A 19,366-nucleotide genomic window follows, 5' to 3' on the forward strand; every position below is an offset into this window, starting at 1 on the left:
AAGATCGTGGCGCCGGAAGTCTACATCGCGGTCGGCATCTCGGGCGCGATCCAGCACCTTGCGGGCATGAAGGATTCCAAGACCATCATCGCCATCAACAAGGACGAGGACGCCCCGATCTTCCAGGTCGCGGATATCGGCCTTGTCGGCGATCTGTTTGCGCTGGTGCCGGAACTGACCGGCAAGCTCTGAGCTTTGCTTCGAGTACGGAATGACGGGAAGGGCTCCACCACGGTGGAGCCTTTTCTGTTTGGCGGTTTCGCCGCCTCTCGATAGGCTGAGAGGATGGGGAGATTCTGGCGCTGCTGCGCAGCCTTGTTCATCGCTTTGGTTCCTGTGCCGCACGCCGCGTGGGCCGCAGAAATGGTGCTTGAGCCGACGGACAAGTGGGTGCTCAACTACGCCGACGATTCGTGCCGCCTTGCCCATGCCTTCGGCAAGGACAAGGACAGGATCTTGCTTGTGCTGGACCAGTTTCAGCCGGGCGGCATGATGGACCTGTCGCTGGTCGGCAAACGGCTCGGCCGCATTCCGGAGAGCAGGATAGACCTGACGGTCACGTTCGGGCCCGGCTTGCCCAAGGGCGAACTGAACGAAGCGATGCTGGGCACCTTGGGGCCGGACAAGACCACCATCATCATGGCCGGTCCGCGCGATCTTCTCAACCGGCCGATCCGGAGAAACACGGGTAACTCCTCCGATTCATTGGGCACGATAACCCCGGAGCAGGAAGCTGCCATCACCGAAGTTCGCTTCACGACAGGCACGATGCGGCTCACGCTCAAGACCGGTCCGATGAAGGGCCCGCTTGATGCCATGCGCACCTGCATGGCGAATCTGGTGAAGGAATGGGGCCTTGATCCGGTGCAGCAGGCGGCGCTTGGCGCGCGTGTTGCGCCCACGACCAGTCCGGGCCAGTGGCTCAAACCCGAAGACTATCCAGCCGGTCCTCTCTTCATGGGGGCGGGCGCCATCGTTCGCTTCCGCCTGATGGTGGGGACGGACGGCGTGCCCAGCCAGTGCTTCATCCAGCTGGCGACCAACTCGCCCGAGTTCACCAAGCTGACCTGTGATCTTCTGATGAAGCGCGCGCGGTTTACTCCGGCGCTTGACCGTGAGGGCAAGCCCGTGGCGAGCTACTATACCAATTCGGTGCGCTGGTTGGTTCCCTGATCATCGCAGCATCAGCGTCAAACACTGGCTGAAATCATCGACCACATAGTCCGCGAAGGCCGCGCATTCCTCGAAGCCGTACTTGCGATAGAGCGCGACGGCAGGCGCAAAGGCTTCGGTACGCCCCGTCTCGAGGCTCACGCGGGTGTAGCCGCGCGCGCGAGCGACGGAGAGGAGGTGCTGCAGCATGGCCTCGCCCACACCCTTGCCACGCCATTCGAGGGCGGCGCGCATCGATTTGAGTTCGCCGTGGGCGTCGTCCAGATGCTTGATCGCACCCATCGCGGCGAGCGCACCGTTCACGCGGGCGGTGTAGAAGGTGACGCCGGGCTGGCGCAGCTTGTCGAGCGGCAGGGCGTGGACCTTGCAGGCGGGACTTTCGGCGTGCATGCCGCCAATGTGGTAGGCCACGAGCGCCTGCACGTCCGCGCCCGAGAGATCGTCTTCCGCGATTTCCAAGCCTTCGATCATGCGGGCCCCGCTGGTCTTGCAGATGTGATCTGCTATCGCGGCGCCCATGATCGAGACAAGTGAAAGCCGCTGGGCCATTGCCATCCATGGCGGGGCCGGATCGATGACTCCCGAGACGATGGACGCTGCCGGGGTGGCCGCGCATGAGGCCGCGCTGGGGGTGGCACTCGATGCGGGGACTGCGGTGCTCAAAGCCGGGGGCAGCGCGCTGGACGCGGTCTGCGCGGCGGTTTCGGCGCTGGAGGATGATCCGCATTTCAACGCCGGGCGCGGGGCGGTGTTCACCTATCATGGCACCAACGAACTCGATGCGGCGGTGATGGACGGCGCGACGCGCGGGGCCGGTGCGGTCTGCGGGGTGACCCATACGCGCAATCCGGTGCAGCTGGCGCGCACGGTGATGGAGAAAAGCCCGCACGTGTTCCTGAGCGGCGCGGGGGCGGAGGAATTCGCGCGCGAGCAGGGGGTAAGCCAAGTCGATCCGGACTGGTTCGCCACCGAGGAACGCTGGCGGCAATTGCAGGAATTGAAGGCGAAGAAGCTTGGCTGGTTCGATGCGGGGCTGAAGTACGGCACGGTCGGCGCGGTGGCGGTGGACGCCTCGGGCCATGTCGCGGCAGCGACCTCGACCGGGGGTCTCACCGGCAAACGCTGGGGGCGCATCGGGGATTCGCCGCTGATCGGCGCGGGGACTTATGCCGATGACCGGGCAGCGGCGGTGAGCTGCACCGGCTCGGGCGAGCAGTTCATCCGCGCCGGCGCGGCGCACGAGATCTGCGCGCGCATGCGGATCGGTGGCGAAGGGCCGCAGGCGGCGACCGAAGCCGTGCTCGGCGAAGTTGGCGCGATGGGCGGGGTTGGCGGGATCATCTACGCAACGCCCGGCGGCGAGACCGGGTTTGCCTTCACCACACCGGGAATGTTCCGCGGGCGCGCGGACAGCGCGGGTTTGCGTGAGGTGGGGATTTTCGGGGAGGGTTAGGCGGCGATGACAAGGGTCGAACGGCTGATTCCGCCCGGTTGCGAACGTTGAGTGGTTCGCTAAGCTTTTCGGATGAGAAGCCGCAGCTATTCCCTCAGCGCTCTTGCCTTGCTGCTTGGTGGATGCGATTTTGCCAGCGTGATACTTCCGCGAAATCCCACGACACCTGTGGCAGCACGAGAAGCGTTGGAACGCTGCGGCATCACATCTGACACTATTGCATGGTCAGTCAGTGAGGACGGGACCTTCACGTTCGGTAGGAAGAGCTCCGATGCTGTGCCATGGTCCGAGGCGCAAAACGACTGCCTGATGCATTGGATCAAGGAAAACAGAATCAAGTTTGCGGTTGTCGGTTGGGAAACCAAACCTGAATAGCTTCCACTTCCCGTCAATCCCCGTCGCACCGCCAACCGCTGATTCTTACCACGCCATCTACGCCGCATGCTTGTCCGCCTTGCGCTTGCCGAAGCGCAGGCCCTGTTCGAGGCGGGCGCGCAGCTGGAGGTAGTAGGATTCAAGGAAGACCCGTTCGGCGCCATCGGGATAGGGGCGGCCGATCTTGCGGCTGATCGCATCGGCGACATCGTCAAGCGCAGGCACGCGCCCGTCGCGCAGGACGCGTTCAAGCGTCTGCAGTTCGAACTCTCCATAGACCGCGAGCTCTGCCGGCGTGAATGTGAAGGCCTGATCGGTGGCGGCCACCGGCGCGCTGACCGAGAGCGCCTGACCCAGCTTGCGAGTCTGCGCCTCGACCACCCAGGTGCCGGCGATCACATCGCCGCAGCGCAGGGAATCGCGGTTGAAGAACGGGAACAGCAGAAAGATCGCGCACCACACCGCGCCTGCCCAGCCGGCGAGGTCGGTGTCGCTGCCTGCCGCGACGGCGCTGCTGATGAACACGATCGGCATGAACAGCTCGATATCGCGCACGATGTTGCGGGCGATCACGGCTTCGGTGGTGAGCCGTTCGGTCCCGCGTGCGGCGATGCGGATGCCGGTCACGCGCTTGCCCGGCGTCGCGCCGCGCGGGCCGAGTTCGAAGAACAGGAACCAGGCATTGCGGAACAGGAACATCGCGATGATCCACACGATCGCGAGCGCCTGCAAGGCGCGCGATTTGGGGCTGCCCGCCTCGATATCGCCCATCTTGATGCCGATACCGCCGGCGATCCAGATGAGCGTGAGCGTGGTGACGGCCATTGCGGTCATGATCAGGATGAGATCGATGACCAGCGCGGCCGCGCGCGAGCCGCGGGAGGCGAGCACGAAGGGCAGCGCAACGCCTTCGGGCGTGATCACCGTGCGCGTGCGATCGCGGGGCTCGCGGCGCACCATCAGGCCTGCTTCCCCGCGCCGCGCCAGACGAAGAAGTAGGCGGTCCAGAATACCAGCATGAAGATGCCGACGATCAGGCGCCCGGCGGTGTTGTCGATCAGCTGGCGGGCGAAGCCCTCGAGCAGGCCGGCAACGATCAGCATGAAGACCACGCCGGCCATGACTTGCGCACTGCGCCGCCCGGCGGCAGCGGCGGCATCGAGCACCGAGGCTTCACCGGGAAAGGCCATTGCGCGCCCGATATGCAAGCCCGCCGCGCCCGCCAGCAGGATCGCGTAAAGCTCGGTCGTGCCGTGGACCGAAAGCCAGCCGACGATCTCGATAGTCAGGCCCTGCCCGTGATAGAGCCAGAGCAAGGCCCCCAGCATCGTGGTGTTCTGGATCAGGAGCAGCGCCGAAGGCAGGCCGAACGCGAAGCCGAGCGCAAAGGCAAGAATTGCGACTTGCGCATTGTTTGAAAACAGCGCGGCGGCAAAGACGGCGAGGCCCTTCTGGTCCTGCTGCCCGAACAGCGTGTTCATCAGCACCGCGCGGCTCGCCCCCGGCACGCGCGGACCCATCCCGCCGGGCATCAGCGCGTAGTACCAATCGGGATCGCTGGCGACGAGCAGCCAGCCGACGATCGTGCCCGCGATCATCAGCACCAGCGCGATCAGGATTTCGCTGTGCAGCGCCCGGACGCTGGCCCCCCAGCCGCCGCCGAAGAAGCGCATGAGCCAATCGCCGAGGCCAGCGCGCGGGCCATAGACGATGAACCAGGCGCGGCGGGTGAGCCCCTCAAGCCAGAGCAGCGTTTCGGCATCGAGCGAGGTTTCGCGCGCGACGGCGAGGCTGGATACGGCGGTGCGGTAGAGCGCGGGGAGCGCGAGCAGGTCTTCGTCCGAGACGCCGCGCAGCCGCCCGCGCTCGATGCGCGTGACGATGGCCTCAAGCCGTTTCCATTCGCCCTCCCGTTCGAGCCGGAAGCGGTCCGAGCGCAGCGCGGCGCTTGTCGCGGCGGCGATGTCCGCGCTGGCGGCAGGGCTGAACCAGACGCCGAGCCGGCCAAGGAGCGAGGGTGCCGCTTCGCTCATCCGAGGCTCCCGGCGCGCTTTACCGCAAGATAGGCATCAAGCAGGCGGTTGCCGATATGCTGGTACGGCGCTTCGACCACGAGAATGCCCGCGCGGCGCAGGCGCTGGAGCACGAGCGTGCGTTGCTGCAGGAGCGTGGTGGCGGTGACCGCCATCGCGGCATCCTGCGCGCTGCGGACCGGGGCTGCCACGAAATCGGCGAGCTCGGCATCGGCCATGACGACGAAGATCACGCGGTGGCGCTCGACAAGGCGGCGCATCGATTCGATCATCAGCTCGGCGCTGGTGGGATCGGTGAACTCGGAGAAGACCACGAGCAGCGAGCGCCGCCGCAGCCGCGCGGCGAGTGTGGACAGCGCGAGAGTGAAATTCGGCTGCTCCGCACTGTAGTCCAGCGCGGCAGCGGCTTCCTGCAGGCGGGCGAAATCGCGCGGGGCGGTGACGAAGGGACTGAGCACCTGCGGCCGCTGGGCAAAGCCATAGATCGCGACGCGGTCCTGCGCGCCGAGGGCGATCCACGCGGTGGTGAGCGCGGCAGTGACGGCGCGGTCGATGCGGGGCAAGCCGGCGATCGGTTCGCACATCGTCTGCCCGCAATCGAAGGCGAACACGATCTGGTTGTTGCGCTCGGTCTCGTATTCCTTGGCGAAGAGCCGGGCGTGGCGGGCGGAGGACTTCCAGTCGATGCGGCGGCGGTCCATGCCGGGCTCGTAATCGGCAAGCGCCTCGAACTCGGTGCCTTCACCCCGGATGCGGCGGGCGACCATGCCGAACTGGGCATCGCGCAGGAACAGCTGGAGCGCGGGGCTGCGCACCGGGGCGATATTGGGGCGGATGCGGATTGCGGCAGCGAGATCGCGGCGGACCTGACGCGAGGCGAGGCCGAGCGGGCCATCCCAGCGCAGCCAGACCGCGCTGACCGCCCCGGTGCCGCGCCGGGTGGGCCTGGTCTCGATCTCGGCGCTCCACGCGCCATTGTCGCGCCTGAGCGGTGCAACCAGACGTCCGCCGGGGGCGAGCCGGGGATCGAGCGCCAGCGCGGCGACCGGCGCGGCGCGCGGCATATCGATGCGGAAATCGGCGAGCACAGTGAGGCTGAGTGCTTCGCCGACTTCGCCGTCCTCGGGCACGATGACGCGCAGGTCGGCCAGCGCAGGGGCGAGCAAGGCATCGAGCAGGACCATCACGAGCAGCGCGGCCCCCAGCGCGGGCGCGGCGATCCACGCGCGCGGCGCTGCGGCGGCGAGCACCACCGCCAGCGGCGCGGCGAGCGCGAGCAGCACCGCCGTGCGCGCCGAAGGGTAGAACACCGGGAAGGGCCAGCGCAGCGCCAAGGGCTATCTCGGCGCTTCGGTGCGCTGGATGAGATCGGCGACAATGCTTTCGGCCGCGCGGCCCTCGATCTCGGCGGCGGGGCTGAGCAGCATGCGGTGGCGCAGCACGGCGATGGCGAGCGCCTTCACGTCATCGGGGATGACATAGTCGCGCCCATCCAGCGCGGCGCGGGCGCGGGCGGCACCGGCGAGCACGACGGCGGCGCGCGGGCTGGCTCCGGCGGCAAGATCGGCGCTCTCCCGCGTCGCACGGACGAGGCGGACGATGTAGTCGACCACGGTTTCGGACATCGTGACGGTGGTGACGGCAGCGACCGCGGCGGCAATCGCATCGCCTTGCGTGACCGCGCTGACACCGAGCGCGGCCGGGCTTGGTGCACCGCGTCCGGCGCCGTAGCGCGTGACGATCTGGGCTTCCTCTGCTGCGCTCGGGTAATCGACGAGGAGCTTGAACAGGAAGCGATCGAGCTGCGCCTCGGGCAGCGGATAGACGCCCTGGCTTTCGATGGGGTTCTGCGTGGCGACGACCATGAAGCGGTCGGACAGCGCGTAGGTCTCGCCATCGAGGGTGACGCGGCGTTCCTGCATGGCTTCAAGCAGGGCGGCCTGCGTCTTGGGCGGGGTGCGGTTGATCTCGTCACCCAGCAGCAGCTCGTGGAAGATCGGCCCTCGCGTCAGGGTGAACTGGCTGGTCTGGAAGTTGAACAGGTTGGAGCCGAGAATATCGCCGGGCATGAGATCCGGCGTGAACTGGATGCGCCCGAAATCGAGCCCGAGCGTGGCGGCGAAGCTTTGTGCCAGCAGCGTTTTGGCGGTGCCGGGAGGTCCTTCGAGCAGCACATGGCCACCGGCCAGCAGCGCGATCAGCAGGTGATCGACGACGCCGTCCTGCCCCACCACGGCCTTGGCCACTTCGGCGCGGATCATGCCGGCCATGGCGCGGACGTCTTCGAGAGTCATTCGGTCAGGTCCCTTTCAAGGCGTTGCAGGGCAGCGGCGTGCTGCACCACATCGGTGGAGCGGCGCGCCGCGCGCAGGCGTGCGGCAAGTTCGGACCAGCGCGGTCCGGTTGTAGCGAGGCGGGCTTGCAGGCGGTCGATCGCCGCATCGGTTTCTTCCGGCGGGCGGCCGCGCGGGAGGCCGAGCGCATGGACCAGCCGTTCGCGCGCGGCATCGACATAAGGCGCGGCGATCAGGCGCAGCCGCCCGGCGCGGCGGATCAGGCCCGCGGTGTTGCGCACCAGCACGGTCTTGCCGAGCGGGATCTCCCGCGCCGCCGCGCGTGCCGGTCCGAAGCGGTTGAAGCTGCGCCAGCCGGCCGCCAGCAGCGCCATGAGGAAGCACAGCGTGGCGGCAAGGAAGGGCGGCTCGAACGCGAGCGTGAGCAGGTTGCGGCTGGCGCCGAGGCCATTGAGCGTGAGGTCGAACGTCACTTTGGCCGGGCGGCCATCGGCGGCGGCAAAGATCAGGCGGCGGGCGAGGAGGCCGGTCTGCTTGTTGGCGAGGCCCCAGTTGTCGAGCAGATCGGGCTCGAACACCAGCACCACGGGGTAGCTCCGGGCAAATTCGTCGTTGGCGTCTTCTTCATCGGGATCAGCATCGGCATGGCGCCCCATCCCGATCCAGCGCTCAAGCGTCGGGTTGCTGCCATCACCGCTGAGATAGCCGGCGAGGGTGCGGCCGCCCTGCGTCTCGACGAGCGATTCAAGGCCGGGGCCGGTGCCGTACTGCACCGTCTTGTCAGCGGGCAGCGGGCCGCGCAGATCGGAAAAGGCACTCGAGCCCCTCCACCCATGCGCCGCGCCGCCGACGAAATCGAGGCTGATGTCGTCGTGATAGCCGCGCCATTCGGGCGGGCGTGTCCCGCTGATCCGGGTCCAGCCGCGCTTTGTCAGCGGGTTGCCGAGATCGGGGTAGGCCAGCCACTTGGGCGTGACGACCAGCGTGGGGCCGATCATGCGCCGTGCGGCGATGATCTCGGCGATGTCGCGGCCTTTTGCCTCGGCCGGCGGCGTCAGCACGAGCAGGCCGGGCTGCCTCAGCGCATCCTTGCTGCGGGCGCGGTGAACCGTGATGCCATCCGCCTCGAGCATGGCGGCCAGCGCGGCATAGCCATTGAGCCCGCGCCCGGCCGCGTGGCCACCGCCGTTGTTCGTCGCCCCGCCGCCGGTTCCCAGCCAATAGAGCACCGTGATGAAAGCGAGGGCGCCGATCAGCACCACGCCCAGTGTGGTGCCCCTGCCGAAGGTGGCGTCCTTCACCGGCCGGCCTCCAGATTCTGCAGCGCAAAGGCGGCATAGGCTTCGCGGGCGCGCTGCCAATCGTCTGCGGCCAGCGCGCGCAGGGCATAGAGGCTGCGCTCGACCTCGCGCGCGATGAGCGTGAAGGCCTGCCGCGCGGCGGCGGGGAGATCAGGGATCAGACCGATCTCGCGCGCCGTGCTGGAGGGAGACAGCCAATCGGGCCGGGCGGCCGCGATGTGGTGCACGCTGCGCTGGAGCAGGAGGTGCACCGCTTCGTCAAACCGGCCCTCGGCCGCCAGCGCGTCGGCGTCTTCAAGCAGCGCGAGCGCCGCTGCGCGGTCGATCACCGGTGGCGCGGTGGCCGGTGCGGCCAGTGCCAGGGTAAGCCGCCAGCGCTGAAACAGCGTCCAGCCGATCCACGCCGCGCCGAGGGCGGCAAGCACCACCAGCCCGATTTCGACGACGCTCCATCCTGCCCCAAGCCATTTGCCAAGCGGTTCGATTAGCTTGCCAAGGAAGCGCATCAGCGCCTCGAGCCACTCGGGCGGCTTGCTCTGCGGCGGTTTGTAGGTCGGCAGCGGGGCATACTGGATCTCGCGCATGGCGCGTGCCGCTTCCCAGGCGCGTTGGCCTGCTTCGGCGCCTGCTTCGGCGCTCCCCGGTCCCGGTGCTCCTGCCACAGCGCAAGTCGTCGCATGGCCTGCCCGCCGGGAGCAAGCGATTATCGCGCCGGATCGGCGAGAGGTTTCAGCCGCGCACGCGTTCGAGCGGATAAGTGCCGAGAATCCGCAAGTCCTTGGCGAAGAACGTCAGTTCCTCAAACGCGCGGTCTACCGCAGGCTCGCCCGGTGCACCGATGATATCGGCGAAGAAGGTGGTGGCCGCAAAGCTCGCACCGCGCTGGTAGCTTTCCAGCTTGGTCATGTTGACGCCGTTGGTCGCGAAGCCGCCCAGCGCCTTGTAGAGCGCGGCGGGGATGTTGCGCACCTCGAAGATGAAGGTGGTGATCGCCGGGCCGGTGATGGTGCCGAGTTCGAGCGGTTCGCGCGCCAGCATGACAAAGCGGGTCATGTTGTCGTGTGCGTCCTCGATGTTCTCCTCCACCAGCGTGAGGCCATAGAGTTCGGCGGCAATGCTTGGCGCGATCGCGGCGGCGGCGGGATCGCCCAGCTCCGCCACATAGGCGGCCGCGCCCGCGGTATCGGCGTAGGACATCGGCACGATGCCCCGCGTCCGCAGATAGTGCCGCGATTGGCCGAGCGCCTGCGGGTGACTGTACGCGCTGGTGAAAGGCCCGGTGCCGAGGCCCATCAGGCAGGCATGGATCGGCATGAAATGCTCGCCAACGATCGACAGGCCGCTTTCGGGGAGGAGGAAGTGGATGTCGGCGACGCGCCCGTGCTGCGAATTCTCGATCGGGATGATCGCCTGGCCGGCACGGCCGTCCTTCACCGCTTCGAGCGCGTCCTCGAACGAGAAACATGGCAGCGGCAGGCAATATGGCAGCGCTTCCAGCGCGGCGCGGTGCGAATTGGCGCCGGGCGCGCCCTGAAACGCGACCGCACGCGCAGGGTCGGCGGCGGCGGCCTCGGTCATCTCGGCAACGAGGCGGGTGGCAGGGGCGGGGTAGCTGGCCATGGACCGACGCGCTTAAGCTCCCTGCGCGGGCGGGACAAGGCGCTTTTGCAGTGCCCAACCATATGCGTCTAAGCGTTTCTTATCGGGCAACCCCTTGCAATCGCTCTTGCGCACGCGCGGGGGCGTGACTAGAGCGGCGGCGAAATTCAGCGCGGCACGCGGGCCGTGCAAACTCCATATGGGGCTCGGAATGGACGATCGTTTCAATACCATTGCCGGTTGGACCTTGTTCGGCGGCATCGTTGCGCTGGGGCTTTCGAGCCTTTCGGGCCACTACTTTCTGGCCGACAAGGAACACCGCCCGGAAAAGATGGGCTATGTGATCGAAGGCGTCGAAGCCGAGGCCGGCGCCGGCGCCGCTGCTGCCGAGCCGATCGCCAACCGCCTTGCCAAGGGCGATGTCGCCAAGGGTGAAGCCACTTTCGCCAAGTGCAAGGCCTGCCACACGATCGATCAGGGCGGGGCCAACGGCATCGGCCCGAACCTGTGGGGTGTGGTCGGTGAGGCCCAGGCTGCAGGTCGTGGCGGCTACGCGTTCTCCGATGCGCTGAAGGCCAAGGGCGGCAAGTGGGACTTCGCCAGCCTCGATGAATGGCTGACCTCGCCCGCCAAGTATGCGACCGGCACCAAGATGTCGTTTGCGGGCATCGCCGATGCCCAGCAGCGCGCCGACCTGATCCTCTATCTCAACAGCAAGGGCAGCAATCTGCCGCTGCCTGCAGCCGAAGCGGCTGCGGCCCCGGCGGCCGATGCCTCTGCCCCGGCTGCGGATGCCAGCGCGGCGGCGAGCGAAGCGGCCGAGTAAGCGAGCAGGCTGAAACGAAGAAAGGCCCCTCCTGCCGTGTGGCTGGAGGGGCCTTTTTCGTGTCTGCGGCCGACTGGATCAGTCGACCATTTGCCGGACGAGCTTGCGCAGTTCCTGCGTGGTCAGCACGGGCGAAGTGCGCCGGATCGGAACTGCCTTGCGGTCTATCCGCGAGGTCCGGTGGCTGGGCAGGAAGCTGTGGCTGATCGAGTAGGCATGCGTCGTGTTCAAAATCGGTGTCATGGATATCCCTGGCGCGCAGGGCGCGCCGATGTGTTGAGTGTATGTAAGGCCATCGCGCGCTAGGGTGCCGCATCGGCCGCGAGTCCGGAGCGGAGCGTCAGCGCCGCTTCTTGAATGCGCCGCCGCCGCTGCTGGCGACCTTTTCGCGAAAGACGATCCGGCCCTTGGTCAGGTCGTAGGGCGTCATTTCGACTTTCACGCGGTCACCCACGATCGAGCGGATCCGGAACTTGCGCATCTTGCCCGCCGTATAGGCGATGATGCGGTGTTCGTTCTCCAGCATGACGCCGAAGCGGCCATCGGGCAGAATTTCGTCGATCTGGCCGTCGAGGGTGATCACATCTTCCTTCGCCATGGCTCAGCCCACCTTGTGATGGGCAGGAGCGGCGGGAGAAAGGCGAGGACTGGTTGCGGGCATGGAGGCCCCTTTCACGAAAACAGGGTACGCGGCTGCAAACGTTGCAACCGGTGCTGGTGGCGTGAGAGGGGACAATTCGGCCCGGCTGCGAGATCCGGTGCGTGATAATCCGTCGCAGGCGACGATAGCGAGGCTCATATGGGCGCACCGCGCCGGGATGTCAATGACGTCCCGGTGCCGTGCCTGCCAAGGTCTTCTAAAGGCTGGAAATCTTGTAGGAGCCCTGGCCGCCCGGCACGAGCACGTAGGGCGCCTTGAGCTTTGCGCGCAAGTTCGAGGCCAGCACCTTGAGATAATTGTACGAGAGCTCGTCGTTGCCCTGGCTCAGCTCCGTGCGCAGCTTGTAGTGCGAAACCGGCTCGCCCAGCCGATTGGCGAGGAGCGTGAGCAGCTGGCGTTCGCGCTTGCCGAGGAGGTGCAGGTGCGCGATGCGTTCCAGCGAGCTGGCCAGTTCCTGCTCGGCGCGCGCCTGGCTGGCTGCGGCCCGGTAGCGCGAGAGGATCGCGGTGCAGCGCGCAGCGGCTTCTTCGGGGCTCATCCTCGCACTGTCGAACACATCGTCGAAGCCGGCGTTGAGTGCCTTTGCGCGCTTGCTGGCGAGGCTTCCGTGCATCAGCGCAAACTTGACCTTGCGCGCAAGGATCGGGCGGTTGATCCGCAGGAACCGCGCCGCGCGCACCGGATCGTTGCCGCCGATGATCAGCGTTTCGTAGTCCTGCTCCGCGATCGAGAGGAAGCGGGTTTCGAGATCGACGAAGGTATGCTGCTCGACCATATAGAACGCGCTCTGCAGCCACGCATCGCGGACGTCGCGGTGCAGATCGTTCATGGTCAGGTAGCGGATATGGCAGGGGGCAAGCTGCATGAAAGGCCGATCATCGGAGACGGAGGCAAGAGTGGGCAATGAGGCCTCCAGCTGCGTAAGGGTGGCGACCGGCAGACCAGCTGAGAACGCTGACCCCTGTCCTCTCGAACTATGGGGTAGCATACCTGTCCATAGTTGATGGGTTGATCGATGTTGCTTGTGCGGGATGGCTGTGTCAGCGGATTGCGATCCGACCGCCAGCTCCTCATCTTCAACGTAAGATAGGCATTACAAGGTTGCAGCTGCAGGCGGGTAACCCGTTAACGTCGCGACTCGGGTTCGTGACGGAAAAGCAGGGATTTTCGGGCAGAAATCGGGTGACCGGTAAAGTCTTGGCTTCGGCGAGGTGAAGAGACTCGGTTTCAATCACACCAGATTGAATGTATCAGGCTATAACTTTAATTATAAGTCCAATTGCCTGGCTTCCGGCGGTTGCTTATGGCGAGCCCGCACGGTTAGGCCCTGCTCATCGACAATCAGTTCGTTGAAGCCGGGCGGCGTTGCGCGCAGTCGCTGCGACAGGGTGCCGGCGCCGATCATGCGCACCGGGCCATGCGCGGTGGTGTGCAGGATATCGAAGGCATCGTGTACATGGCCCGATATCACCGCGAGCACGCCGCGCTGCGCCAGTGCCGCAAGCGCGCGGGTGCCGCCGCGGGTCAGCGCCTTGCCGCGGGTTCCGGTCTCGACCAGCGGGTGGTGGCACGCGACCAGTGCGCGGGTGCCTGCGGGCAGGGCGTCGATCGCGCCGAGGCACGCATCGAGGCTGCGCCTGCCGACGCAGCCCTTGGACCAGTTGAGCCGCATCTGGGCGCGCGCGGTTGTCTTGAGCGGGACGATGGCGAGGCCGGGCAGCGCAATGCCATGGTTCACCGCGCCCTGCAGCGCGCGAAAGCGGCGGTAGGGATCGAGGAATCGCTCGGCGAGGTTGAAATAGGGCAAGTCGTGATTGCCGACTTCGACGGTGACCGGCACGCCCAGCGCGCGAATCCACTCTGCCGCAGCGGCGAATTCGCGGCGGCGCGCGCGCATCGTGAGATCGCCGGTGATGGCGACAGCATCGGGCCGCTCGCGCGCCACGCAATCCGCCACCCACGCAAGCGCGGCGGTATCTTCCAGCCCGAAATGCACGTCGCTGATGTGGAACAACCGGATCATGACGCGCGGTCTAAACCTTTCCGGACAGGATCAGCCAAGCCGAAATCGCGTTGAGCAGGCTGTAGGCGAGATAGCCGAGCGCGCCCCAGACATGCCCCTCTGCGGCGAGCAGCAGTCCGCCCAGCAGCATCAGAAACTCCACGAAGAGCGAGAAGCGGGTGCTGAGCGCGTGATAGAACCACGGCAGCTGATCGAGCAGGGGGTGGCCGCTTTCCATGATCGCCCGGTGCAACGCGAAATTGCCGATGCCGAGCAGGAAGATAATCAGAATCGCCATGCGTGGCCCACGATAGGGCCCCGGCACCGTCCTGTCACGCGGCAGGGCGCCGGACTTGTCGCTCGTGGACCCGGATCAGTCGTTTGTCGGGCGCGCTGGCGGTTTGTCGGCATGATGGAAGGCTCGGTCGACCTCGGCGCGCGGCGATCACCGGAATCACCTAGCAGAATAGTCATGCGGCGGTGGCGAGGCTCCCAGAACGGACCGGCCAGCCCAACCACCGCTCCCCGCCGAACCGCCCGCAGCGGCAAGGTGTCCAGTGCAACCCAAGCTAAGGAAACCGCCATGTTCAAGAACGCTCTGATCGCAACTGGCCTTGTTGGCCTGGTGTTCGCCGCCCAGCCTGCTCTGGCCCAGTCCGCAGCCAACCCCGAGATGGTGGTCAAGCACCAGACGGTGCGTTTCGCCGATCTCGATCTCTCGACCGCAGCCGGCCAGTCCAAGCTCGATGCGCGTTTGCGCCGCGCCGCTGCGGCTGTCTGCGAGAGCAACTCCGGTCCGCACCCGCTCTCCGAAGCGATGGAAGCGCGCCGTTGCTATCGCAATGCGGTGCAGTCCGCGCAGCGCGCCATGGCGGAACGCGGCGCGAACTTCAGCGCCGTGCAGGTCGCCGCCCGCTGATCGATACCGGTTTCGGAAACGTGTGACGCAGCCGGCATCCAGTCCCAGCCGCTGCCGACATGATGGGTCGCTGCCAGATCGACGGTTCCTGCCCCCGGGACCGATCCGGCGGCGGCCCGCTTTTTCGGATCAGGTCGCCGCGCGCAGGCGCGATTCCGATTCCTTGCGCGCGGCCTCGACATCCGACCATTCGCGCCACATCAGATCGGCGCCTTCCAGCACGCGATCATCGTGTGCGCGGATGGTGATCGGCAGGATCGGCATCCCGTCGCGGCAATCGCACAGCACGGGATTGGCGGGCACGTTCATCTCCCACTTCTCGCCCCACTGGCGCAATGCCAGCATGGCGGGGAGCAGGTCCAAGCCCTTTGGCGTCAGGCGGTATTCGATGCGGCGGCGATCATCCGCGCAATGCTCACGCTTGAGGATGCCCGCCTCGACCAGCCGGGAGAGCCGGTTGGACAGGATGTTGCGGGCGATCCCAAGGGAGTCGAGGAACTCCTCGAAATGGTAGATGCCGTTGAAGGCCGCCCTGAGGATCATGAACGACCATCGCTCACCCATCGCTTCCAAAGCGCAGGGGAGGCCGCAAGCGGCGAGATCGGCGAGGGATTCGCGAAGTTTTCCCATGACGCTTTGTGACATACCTTATTCTGCAGGGCAATGTAAGTTTCTAGTTGCAACTCGAAACCTATTGAAGTAGGTATCGATTCGCAACGGAAATCGCATCCTCTCCACCCGGCGGTCCGGCCCGACCCTGAAATCAGCAGGAAAACCGGACCGCCAACCCCGCAGTTTCCGAGCAGGCCCCTGCCAAACGGGGGCACCAACCAGACTCTGACAAGACCAAGGGGAAGTATCATGATCGCCATTCGCAACAGCGCCATTCGTCAGCTGCTTCCGGCCGTTCTCGCGCTCTTCGGAACCGCCGCCACTTTCGCGGTGACCGCGACGCCGGTCCGCGCGGCCGACAGCAATGCCTATTATTCGGTGACGCTCGCCGCGCCGGTCGCCAAGCCTGCCAAGCTCATGCTGGGCGATGTGCTGTGGAACTGCGCGGGTGACACCTGCTCGGCCGGCCAGGACGCCGCCCGCCCGGTTGTGGTGTGCACCAAGCTTGCCGCCAAGGTCGGCACGATCAGCAAGTTCGCTACCCCCAAGGGCGAGCTCGCGGCCGAAGACATGGCCCGCTGCAATACGCCCAAGGCCTGAACCAACCCGATTGACCCTCTCTTCAGCGCGCGCTTTCCACCCACACCCTGATGCGCGCCCCTGACACGGCTGCGGCCCAGTCTCCCTGGACTGACCGCAGCCGTTTTTTTGTGCAGACGTCACCCGGGCGCGGGCCTATGATTGCGCCGATGCTGCGTTTCCTTCCCGCCGCCGCGCTGATCCTGGCGCTTGTGACCACGCCGGTGACGGCCGCTCCGGAAACTCCCGCTGTTCCCGATGCCGCGCTGCAGGCCGATCTGCATTGCGCCGCCGCCTTTGCGATTGCCGCCTCCGAACAGGCGCGGGGTAGTGCCGCTGCCCTTGCGCTGCCGCCGCTGGCGGTGCGGGGCAAGCGCTTCTTCGCCGATGTCGGCGCGCGCGCGGTGGAGCAGGGCGGGATGACGCAGGAAGCCGTGCGCAACCTGCTGGTGGCCGAAGTAACCGCGATGCAGCGCCGCGCGGCGACGGATCCGAACCGCGAACTCGTGGCGGAAGTCAGGCCCTGTCTGGCCCGGCTCGATGCCGCAGTGCCGCCCTTGCAAACCCCCGATCTGGCGCAATGCGCCGCGATCCTGACGCTGGCGTGGGAAGAGGAGCGGGCCAAGGGGCCCGAGGGGGCCGCCGCGCGCGATCTCCGGACGCTGGCGCAAGTGCTGACCGCGCGGGCCCGCGATGGCTTCATCGCCAGCGGGAAGAGTGGCGACGGTGCCGATGCCGCGGTCGAGTCCGCGCGCGAGGCCATGCGCAGCGAAGCCGCAAACCGACCCGGCGGCGTCAACAACTACGACATCGCGCATTGCTACGATCTCGCCGCGCCGGATGCGAAATCACACTACTAAAGCGCTGCGATTGCGGTAGGTTGAGCGGCATAGGCAAGCTTGGGGGTATGGCGTGGAAGCGGTGCTGATCCTGATCGTCGGGCTGGCGGTCGTCTATCTGGCCACCGGCATCCGGGTGGTCCGCCAGGGCCATGTCTACACGATCGAGCGGCTGGGCCGCTATTCGCTCGCCGCGCAGCCGGGGCTCCATTTCATCGTGCCGTTCATCGACCGGGTCGGTCACAAGGTGAACATGATGGAGCAGGTGCTCGATATCCCGGGGCAGGAAATCATCACCCGCGACAACGCGATGGTCGGCGTGGATGCGATCGTGTTCTTCCAGGTGCTCGATGCGGGCAAGGCGGCCTACGAGGTCTCGAACCTCTATGTCGCGATCATGCAGCTGACCACGACGAACCTGCGCACCGTGATGGGCTCGATGGACCTCGACGAGACGCTGTCGAAGCGCGACGAGATCAATGCGCGGCTGCTCAATGTGGTGGATCACGCCACCTCGCCGTGGGGCCTCAAGATCACCCGCGTCGAGATCAAGGACATCCGCCCGCCGGCCGACATTTCCAACGCGATGGCCCGCCAGATGAAGGCCGAGCGCGAGAAGCGTGCGCAGATCCTCGAGGCGGAAGGCTCACGCGCTTCGGAGATCCTGAAGGCCGAGGGCCAGAAGCAGGCGCAGATCCTCGAGGCAGAGGGCCGCAAGGAAGCCGCATTCCGCGATGCAGAGGCGCGCGAACGCTCGGCCGAGGCCGAAGCACGCGCAACCGCAGTGGTCTCCGAAGCCATCGCCACGTCCGGCACGCAGGCGCTCAACTACTTCGTCGCGCAGAAATACGTCGAGGCGGTGAAGGAGTTCGCCACCTCGCCCAATGCCAAGACGATTCTGTTCCCGATCGAGGCGACGCAGCTGGTCGGCGCGCTGGGCGGGATTGGCGATCTGATCAACGAGGCGGTGGGCAAGCCGGGCGCGCCGCCCACGCCGCCGGCGAGCCCGCGGGTCCCGCGTGTGGTGCCGCCCCCGCCCCCGCCACCTCCGGTGCAGGGCTGAGGTCGTGGCGATGCTGACGGACCTGTTCGGCCTCCACTGGGGCTGGATGGCGCTGGGCGTGGCGCTCGCCATCGCCGAGATCCTCGCGCCGGGCTATTTCCTGATCTGGCTGGCGGCAGCAGCGCTGCTCACCGGGCTGGTCGCGGCCACCATGCCGGTGGGGCTCGAGGGCGAGATCATGCTCTTCGTCGTGCTCTGCGCATTGGCGCTCGCGGCGGGGCGGCGCTGGGTGCTGCGCCATCCGGTGCAAAGCGCCGATCCGATGCTCAATGATCGCGGCGGCCAGATTGTCGGCCAGAGCGTCGTCGTCACCCACGTGATCGAAGGCGGCAACGGACGGGTGCGGCACGGCGATACCGAATGGCTGGCGCGCGGGCCCGATGCGCAACCGGGAACGCGCATGCGGGTGACGGGTGCCGATGGAACCGTGCTGCTCGTCGAACATCTGCACTGAAGCCTGCTTGCAGGGCGCATGGGCCTTTCCCATATTCGCACCAGCGGCCGAATCTCAGCTCCGTTTCAGAGGAAATCCGACCCATGCCCGACAAGATGAACCTGACCGATGCCGAATGGCGCGCGCGGCTCTCGCCCGAGCAATACCAGGTCCTGCGCCAGGGCGGCACCGAACGGGCCTTCACCGGCAAGTATGAGAGGAACAAGCTCACCGGGCAGTATCACTGCGCCGGCTGCGGCGCGCCGCTGTTCGAAAGCGGCACCAAGTACGACAGCGGCTCGGGCTGGCCCAGCTTCACCGCGCCGGTCGATCCAGAAGCGGTCGACGAGCACCGCGATGTGAGCCACGGCATGATCCGCACCGAAGTTCGCTGCGCGCGCTGCGACGGGCACCTTGGCCACGTGTTCCCCGATGGCCCGGGGCCGACGGGTCTGCGCTATTGCATGAACAGCGCTGCGCTCGAATTCACGCCGGAAGACTGAACGAGCAGCGCCTCCGGTTTTTCGAGCCCAAGCTTGTCCCCGGTGCAATCGTATCCTGCGGGTTAACCCTGTGTTCGGAATCGCCTATGCATCAGGCGCCGCGAGGAGGCGCGCCCGCATCGGCACAGGGGCGGGCTGCATGAGGGAGCTGACGCGAAGCTGATGGCCAGACGGGATTTGCCCCGACGCTCCGAACCGGAGCGCTCGTCTTCGCGGCGCCAGCGCGACCCGCAGGAGCCCTCGTTCCTTCGCCGCTGGCTGCGCCGCCTGCTCATCTGGGGCGCGGCAGTAACCCTGCTGGGCGCGATGGCGCTGGCGGTGGCGGTCTTCGTCACCGAGCGTTCGCTGCCGAGCTATGAGCGGATGAAATCGACCCAGACCGGGCAAACCATCGTGGTCCGCGCGAGCGACGGGTCCGAGATCGTCACGCTCGGGCCGAGCTACGGGCGCTGGGTGCCCTATGAACGCATTCCGCAGACGCTCAAGGACGCGATGATCTCGGTCGAAGACCGGCGCTTCCGCGATCACTGGGGTGTCGATCCCATCGGTATCGTGCGCTCGGTCATGGTGCGCATCCAGACCGGGCACTGGCGGCAGGGCGGCTCGACGATCACGCAGCAGCTGGCGCGCAACATCTTCCTCAACAACAGCCGCACCTTCGATCGCAAGATCCGCGAGGCGCTGCTGGCGATGGCGATCGA

25 protein-coding genes are annotated in these 19,366 nt (G+C 66.7%); 11 read left to right on the plus strand and 14 right to left on the minus strand.

Annotated features, from left to right (window positions below; all coding sequences use genetic code 11):
• Positions 1–192, plus strand: a 192-nt coding sequence (locus K5Q19_RS03920) for an FAD-binding protein (RefSeq protein WP_292941406.1), incomplete at its 5' end; no start/stop codon positions are given.
• Positions 193–363: 171 nt separating this feature from the next.
• The gene (locus K5Q19_RS03925) at positions 364–1,173 is read left to right on the plus strand and encodes a hypothetical protein (protein WP_292941408.1); all 810 of its coding nucleotides are present in this window, start codon (positions 364–366) and stop codon (positions 1,171–1,173) included.
• Here K5Q19_RS03925 and K5Q19_RS03930 read toward each other — a convergent pair whose 3' ends face one another.
• Positions 1,174–1,644: a GNAT family N-acetyltransferase gene (locus K5Q19_RS03930; RefSeq protein ID WP_292941410.1), complete on the minus strand. Its 471-nt coding sequence runs from the start codon at positions 1,642–1,644 to the stop codon at positions 1,174–1,176.
• Between the two features lie 46 nt (positions 1,645–1,690).
• Between K5Q19_RS03930 and K5Q19_RS03935 the strand changes: the two genes are divergently transcribed.
• Positions 1,691–2,626 carry an isoaspartyl peptidase/L-asparaginase gene (locus K5Q19_RS03935; protein ID WP_292941412.1) on the plus strand — a complete coding sequence of 312 codons (936 nt, stop codon included), beginning with the start codon at positions 1,691–1,693 and terminating at the stop codon, positions 2,624–2,626.
• 432 nt (positions 2,627–3,058) lie between these two features.
• Here the strand turns inward: K5Q19_RS03935 and K5Q19_RS03940 are convergent, their stop codons facing one another.
• The 7 genes from K5Q19_RS03940 to K5Q19_RS03970 all read right to left on the minus strand — a co-directional run bounded on the left by K5Q19_RS03940 (position 3,059) and on the right by K5Q19_RS03970 (position 10,249).
• On the minus strand, positions 3,059–3,961 hold the full coding sequence (locus K5Q19_RS03940; protein WP_292941414.1) for an RDD family protein: 903 nt from the start codon (positions 3,959–3,961) through the stop codon (positions 3,059–3,061).
• The gene (locus tag K5Q19_RS03945) at positions 3,961–5,034 is read right to left on the minus strand and encodes a stage II sporulation protein M (RefSeq protein ID WP_292941416.1); all 1,074 of its coding nucleotides are present in this window, start codon (positions 5,032–5,034) and stop codon (positions 3,961–3,963) included. Before K5Q19_RS03945 ends, K5Q19_RS03940 begins: the two co-directional genes overlap by 1 nt.
• Positions 5,031–6,368 (minus strand): DUF58 domain-containing protein, encoded by a 1,338-nt coding sequence (locus tag K5Q19_RS03950; protein WP_292941418.1) that lies wholly within the window; start codon positions 6,366–6,368, stop codon positions 5,031–5,033. Before K5Q19_RS03950 ends, K5Q19_RS03945 begins: the two co-directional genes overlap by 4 nt.
• Positions 6,369–6,371: 3 nt before the next feature.
• Positions 6,372–7,328, minus strand: a complete 957-nt coding sequence (locus tag K5Q19_RS03955; protein ID WP_292941420.1) for a MoxR family ATPase — start codon at positions 7,326–7,328, stop codon at positions 6,372–6,374.
• Positions 7,325–8,629: a DUF4350 domain-containing protein gene (locus K5Q19_RS03960; protein ID WP_292941422.1), complete on the minus strand. Its 1,305-nt coding sequence runs from the start codon at positions 8,627–8,629 to the stop codon at positions 7,325–7,327. Before K5Q19_RS03960 ends, K5Q19_RS03955 begins: the two co-directional genes overlap by 4 nt.
• Entirely contained in the window at positions 8,626–9,213 is a 588-nt protein-coding gene (locus K5Q19_RS03965) for a hypothetical protein (RefSeq protein WP_292941424.1), read from the minus strand. Before K5Q19_RS03965 ends, K5Q19_RS03960 begins: the two co-directional genes overlap by 4 nt.
• A 145-nt stretch (positions 9,214–9,358) precedes the next feature.
• Positions 9,359–10,249: a prephenate dehydratase gene (locus K5Q19_RS03970; protein ID WP_292941426.1), complete on the minus strand. Its 891-nt coding sequence runs from the start codon at positions 10,247–10,249 to the stop codon at positions 9,359–9,361.
• 190 nt (positions 10,250–10,439) lie between these two features.
• On the opposite strand from K5Q19_RS03970, the gene K5Q19_RS03975 reads away from it, so the two are divergent.
• Entirely contained in the window at positions 10,440–11,054 is a 615-nt protein-coding gene (locus K5Q19_RS03975) for a cytochrome c family protein (RefSeq protein ID WP_292941428.1), read from the plus strand.
• A 78-nt stretch (positions 11,055–11,132) separates the two neighbouring features.
• On the opposite strand, the gene K5Q19_RS03980 is transcribed toward K5Q19_RS03975, so the two are convergent.
• The 5 genes from K5Q19_RS03980 to K5Q19_RS04000 all read right to left on the minus strand — a co-directional run bounded on the left by K5Q19_RS03980 (position 11,133) and on the right by K5Q19_RS04000 (position 14,015).
• The gene (locus tag K5Q19_RS03980; RefSeq protein WP_292941430.1) at positions 11,133–11,297 is read right to left on the minus strand and encodes a hypothetical protein; all 165 of its coding nucleotides are present in this window, start codon (positions 11,295–11,297) and stop codon (positions 11,133–11,135) included.
• Positions 11,298–11,394: 97 nt separating this feature from the next.
• On the minus strand, positions 11,395–11,652 hold the full coding sequence (gene infA, locus K5Q19_RS03985; RefSeq protein WP_292941432.1) for a translation initiation factor IF-1: 258 nt from the start codon (positions 11,650–11,652) through the stop codon (positions 11,395–11,397).
• 259 nt (positions 11,653–11,911) lie between these two features.
• Positions 11,912–12,580, minus strand: a complete 669-nt coding sequence (locus tag K5Q19_RS03990; protein WP_292941434.1) for a winged helix-turn-helix domain-containing protein — start codon at positions 12,578–12,580, stop codon at positions 11,912–11,914.
• 402 nt (positions 12,581–12,982) lie between these two features.
• Positions 12,983–13,738 carry a metallophosphoesterase gene (locus tag K5Q19_RS03995; protein WP_292941436.1) on the minus strand — a complete coding sequence of 252 codons (756 nt, stop codon included), beginning with the start codon at positions 13,736–13,738 and terminating at the stop codon, positions 12,983–12,985.
• 10 nt (positions 13,739–13,748) lie between these two features.
• Positions 13,749–14,015 (minus strand): hypothetical protein, encoded by a 267-nt coding sequence (locus K5Q19_RS04000; RefSeq protein ID WP_292941438.1) that lies wholly within the window; start codon positions 14,013–14,015, stop codon positions 13,749–13,751.
• A 285-nt stretch (positions 14,016–14,300) separates the two neighbouring features.
• Between K5Q19_RS04000 and K5Q19_RS04005 the strand changes: the two genes are divergently transcribed.
• A complete protein-coding gene (locus K5Q19_RS04005) occupies positions 14,301–14,636 on the plus strand; it encodes a UrcA family protein (RefSeq protein WP_292941440.1) in 336 nt (111 codons plus the stop codon).
• A gap of 129 nt (positions 14,637–14,765) precedes the next feature.
• Here K5Q19_RS04005 and K5Q19_RS04010 read toward each other — a convergent pair whose 3' ends face one another.
• Positions 14,766–15,266 carry a helix-turn-helix domain-containing protein gene (locus K5Q19_RS04010; protein ID WP_292941442.1) on the minus strand — a complete coding sequence of 167 codons (501 nt, stop codon included), beginning with the start codon at positions 15,264–15,266 and terminating at the stop codon, positions 14,766–14,768.
• 231 nt (positions 15,267–15,497) lie between these two features.
• Between K5Q19_RS04010 and K5Q19_RS04015 the strand changes: the two genes are divergently transcribed.
• From K5Q19_RS04015 to K5Q19_RS04040, 6 genes are all read left to right on the plus strand, one after another.
• Positions 15,498–15,848 carry a hypothetical protein gene (locus K5Q19_RS04015; RefSeq protein WP_292941444.1) on the plus strand — a complete coding sequence of 117 codons (351 nt, stop codon included), beginning with the start codon at positions 15,498–15,500 and terminating at the stop codon, positions 15,846–15,848.
• A gap of 149 nt (positions 15,849–15,997) precedes the next feature.
• Positions 15,998–16,687, plus strand: a complete 690-nt coding sequence (locus K5Q19_RS04020; RefSeq protein WP_292941446.1) for a hypothetical protein — start codon at positions 15,998–16,000, stop codon at positions 16,685–16,687.
• Between the two features lie 52 nt (positions 16,688–16,739).
• Positions 16,740–17,729: an SPFH domain-containing protein gene (locus tag K5Q19_RS04025; RefSeq protein WP_292941448.1), complete on the plus strand. Its 990-nt coding sequence runs from the start codon at positions 16,740–16,742 to the stop codon at positions 17,727–17,729.
• 10 nt (positions 17,730–17,739) lie between these two features.
• On the plus strand, positions 17,740–18,183 hold the full coding sequence (locus tag K5Q19_RS04030; RefSeq protein ID WP_292941454.1) for an NfeD family protein: 444 nt from the start codon (positions 17,740–17,742) through the stop codon (positions 18,181–18,183).
• Between the two features lie 83 nt (positions 18,184–18,266).
• Positions 18,267–18,665, plus strand: a complete 399-nt coding sequence (msrB, locus tag K5Q19_RS04035; RefSeq protein ID WP_292941450.1) for a peptide-methionine (R)-S-oxide reductase MsrB — start codon at positions 18,267–18,269, stop codon at positions 18,663–18,665.
• 162 nt (positions 18,666–18,827) lie between these two features.
• The coding region (locus tag K5Q19_RS04040) for a biosynthetic peptidoglycan transglycosylase (RefSeq protein WP_292941452.1) at positions 18,828–19,366 on the plus strand (539 nt) is incomplete at its 3' end.

This window comes from Novosphingobium sp. (assembly GCF_019748365.1).
Lineage (GTDB): Bacteria > Pseudomonadota > Alphaproteobacteria > Sphingomonadales > Sphingomonadaceae > Novosphingobium.

Bases quoted from the DNA above. Each gene is read 5' to 3' on its own strand.
- K5Q19_RS03925 (WP_292941408.1), top strand. From the start codon at position 364: ATGGTGCTTGAGCCGACGGACAAGTGGGTGCTCAACTACGCCGACGAT.
- infA (WP_292941432.1), bottom strand. From the start codon at position 11,652: ATGGCGAAGGAAGATGTGATCACCCTCGACGGCCAGATCGACGAAATT.
- K5Q19_RS03975 (WP_292941428.1), top strand. From the start codon at position 10,440: ATGGACGATCGTTTCAATACCATTGCCGGTTGGACCTTGTTCGGCGGC.
- K5Q19_RS03965 (WP_292941424.1), bottom strand. From the start codon at position 9,213: ATGCGCGAGATCCAGTATGCCCCGCTGCCGACCTACAAACCGCCGCAG.
- K5Q19_RS03955 (WP_292941420.1), bottom strand. From the start codon at position 7,328: ATGACTCTCGAAGACGTCCGCGCCATGGCCGGCATGATCCGCGCCGAA.
- K5Q19_RS03930 (WP_292941410.1), bottom strand. From the start codon at position 1,644: ATGATCGAAGGCTTGGAAATCGCGGAAGACGATCTCTCGGGCGCGGAC.
- K5Q19_RS04020 (WP_292941446.1), top strand. From the start codon at position 15,998: ATGCTGCGTTTCCTTCCCGCCGCCGCGCTGATCCTGGCGCTTGTGACC.
- K5Q19_RS03990 (WP_292941434.1), bottom strand. From the start codon at position 12,580: ATGCAGCTTGCCCCCTGCCATATCCGCTACCTGACCATGAACGATCTG.
- K5Q19_RS04015 (WP_292941444.1), top strand. From the start codon at position 15,498: ATGATCGCCATTCGCAACAGCGCCATTCGTCAGCTGCTTCCGGCCGTT.
- K5Q19_RS03980 (WP_292941430.1), bottom strand. From the start codon at position 11,297: ATGACACCGATTTTGAACACGACGCATGCCTACTCGATCAGCCACAGC.
- K5Q19_RS04005 (WP_292941440.1), top strand. From the start codon at position 14,301: ATGTTCAAGAACGCTCTGATCGCAACTGGCCTTGTTGGCCTGGTGTTC.
- msrB (WP_292941450.1), top strand. From the start codon at position 18,267: ATGCCCGACAAGATGAACCTGACCGATGCCGAATGGCGCGCGCGGCTC.
- K5Q19_RS03970 (WP_292941426.1), bottom strand. From the start codon at position 10,249: ATGGCCAGCTACCCCGCCCCTGCCACCCGCCTCGTTGCCGAGATGACC.
- K5Q19_RS04010 (WP_292941442.1), bottom strand. From the start codon at position 15,266: ATGGGAAAACTTCGCGAATCCCTCGCCGATCTCGCCGCTTGCGGCCTC.
- K5Q19_RS03945 (WP_292941416.1), bottom strand. From the start codon at position 5,034: ATGAGCGAAGCGGCACCCTCGCTCCTTGGCCGGCTCGGCGTCTGGTTC.
- K5Q19_RS04000 (WP_292941438.1), bottom strand. From the start codon at position 14,015: ATGGCGATTCTGATTATCTTCCTGCTCGGCATCGGCAATTTCGCGTTG.
- K5Q19_RS03935 (WP_292941412.1), top strand. From the start codon at position 1,691: ATGATCGAGACAAGTGAAAGCCGCTGGGCCATTGCCATCCATGGCGGG.
- K5Q19_RS03995 (WP_292941436.1), bottom strand. From the start codon at position 13,738: ATGATCCGGTTGTTCCACATCAGCGACGTGCATTTCGGGCTGGAAGAT.
- K5Q19_RS03940 (WP_292941414.1), bottom strand. From the start codon at position 3,961: ATGGTGCGCCGCGAGCCCCGCGATCGCACGCGCACGGTGATCACGCCC.
- K5Q19_RS04030 (WP_292941454.1), top strand. From the start codon at position 17,740: ATGCTGACGGACCTGTTCGGCCTCCACTGGGGCTGGATGGCGCTGGGC.